At 64.6% G+C, this 1,596-nt stretch carries 2 protein-coding genes; one reads left to right on the top strand and one right to left on the bottom strand.

Translation table 11 applies throughout. The annotated features are described in order from the left end of the window. The coding region (locus NTZ26_15825) for a serine/threonine protein kinase (protein MCX6561964.1) at positions 1-1,145 on the bottom strand (1,145 nt) is incomplete at its 3' end. A 114-nt stretch (positions 1,146-1,259) separates the two neighbouring features. Here NTZ26_15825 and NTZ26_15820 point away from each other — a divergent pair. Then, positions 1,260-1,596 (top strand): nucleotidyltransferase (locus tag NTZ26_15820; GenBank protein MCX6561963.1); only part of this gene is annotated, 337 nt, incomplete at its 3' end.

Raw genomic sequence — 1,596 nt, 5'->3', positions numbered from 1 at the left:
TTCTGGGCCTCGGCCAAGTCGTTGGGATTGGCGGATTCGGTGTACTTGGTGATGACTTCGCGGGCTTTGCCGATATCAGCCAGGTTGAAGGCCAGGCTGCCGGAGGCATGCTCTCCGGACGGCGTTCGGCCGCCGCGCGGGTCGTTCTTCAGCATGACTTTGGGGGCGTCAGCGGTCATGGCGGCCGGGCTCTCCGGCGCGGCCTTCTTGAGGGATCGCCATAGAACGGGGACGGAAAAAAGCCCCAGGATGACGGCGGCCAGGCCGGCCAAGCGGACCCAGCGCCGCCCGCCGCGTCCGGCCGCGTCCGGTTTGGCCGGAGGGCGCGTCTCGGGAGCCTCGCTCTTATGCTTGATGGCCACGGCCAGCGGTGTCTGCCCCTCAAAGGGCACTTTGCCCGTGACCATCTCGAAGAGGATGATGCCGACGGCATAAAGGTCGGAGCGGGCATCCACGTCCTTGAGCTCGACCTGCTCTGGGGACATATACTCGGGCGTTCCGAGCATGACGCCTGTCCGGGTGATCCCGTCGGTTTCCAGGAAGCGGGACAGCCCGAAATCCATGATTCGGGCCCGCCCGTCGTGGTCGATCATGATGTTTTGGGGCTTGAGGTCGCGGTGGATGACGCCGACCCGATGGGCTTCGGCCAAGCCTTCGGCCACTTGGCGGGCGATGGCCACGGCCCGCCCTGCCCCGATCGGCCCGGCCCGCCGGATGAACTTCTTGAGGTCTTCGCCCTCGACATACTCCATGGTCAGGAAATGGACCAGACCGGCCTCGCCCAGGTCGTAGAGCCGGCAGACGTTGCGGTGGGCGATCTTGCGGGCGTTCTTAAGCTCGTTCTTGAAGCGCTCGATGGCCGAGGCGTTGAAGCCGATCTCGGGCTTGATGATCTTGAGGGCCACGACCTCCTGCAGCTTCTGGTCGAAGGCCTTATAGACCGAGCCCATGCCCCCCTTGCCCAGCTCCTCGATGATCTCGTAGCGTCCGGCGAAAAGGGTGCCGCGGGCCAGATTCTCGAAGGCCGCGACGAGGGTTTGCCCATCGGGCGAAGGCGTAGCCGGGTAGGGCGTCAAGGGGGCGGCGCACTGGCTGCAAAAACGGCTGTCCCCGCTGTTTTCGGCGCCGCAGACGGAGCATCGCATGGGAATTCCTTTCGGTTCCCTAGAGATATCATGCCCCTCCGGGGTTGTCAAACGTTGTCCGATCATCTCAATTTATGATACGTTTACGGCGCGAATTTGGTTGCGGAGAAAGACATGAAGCCCACCCTCGTCGTCCTGGCGGCCGGTATCGGCAGCCGCTACGGAAGCCTCAAACAGATGGACCGGGTCGGACCCTCGGGGGAGACGATCATCGACTATTCCCTTTACGACGCCCTCCGAGCCGGGTTCGGCAAAGCCGTCTTCATCATCCGCCGGGACATCGAGGCCGAGTTTCGGGAGGCGTTCCTCATCCGGCTGGCCGGGCGAATCGAGGCCGACGTTGTCTTTCAGCAGATCGACGACCTGCCGCCCGGATTCCGCGTCCCGGCCGGCCGGACCAAGCCCTGGGGGACTTCGCACGCCGTGCTGATGGCGGCCCCGAAAGTCCGCG

This window comes from Candidatus Aminicenantes bacterium (assembly GCA_026393855.1).
GTDB lineage: Bacteria > Acidobacteriota > Aminicenantia > Aminicenantales > UBA4085 > UBA4085.
The sequence above is the reverse complement of the archived record's forward strand: the minus strand, read 5'-3'. Positions and strand labels throughout refer to the sequence as shown.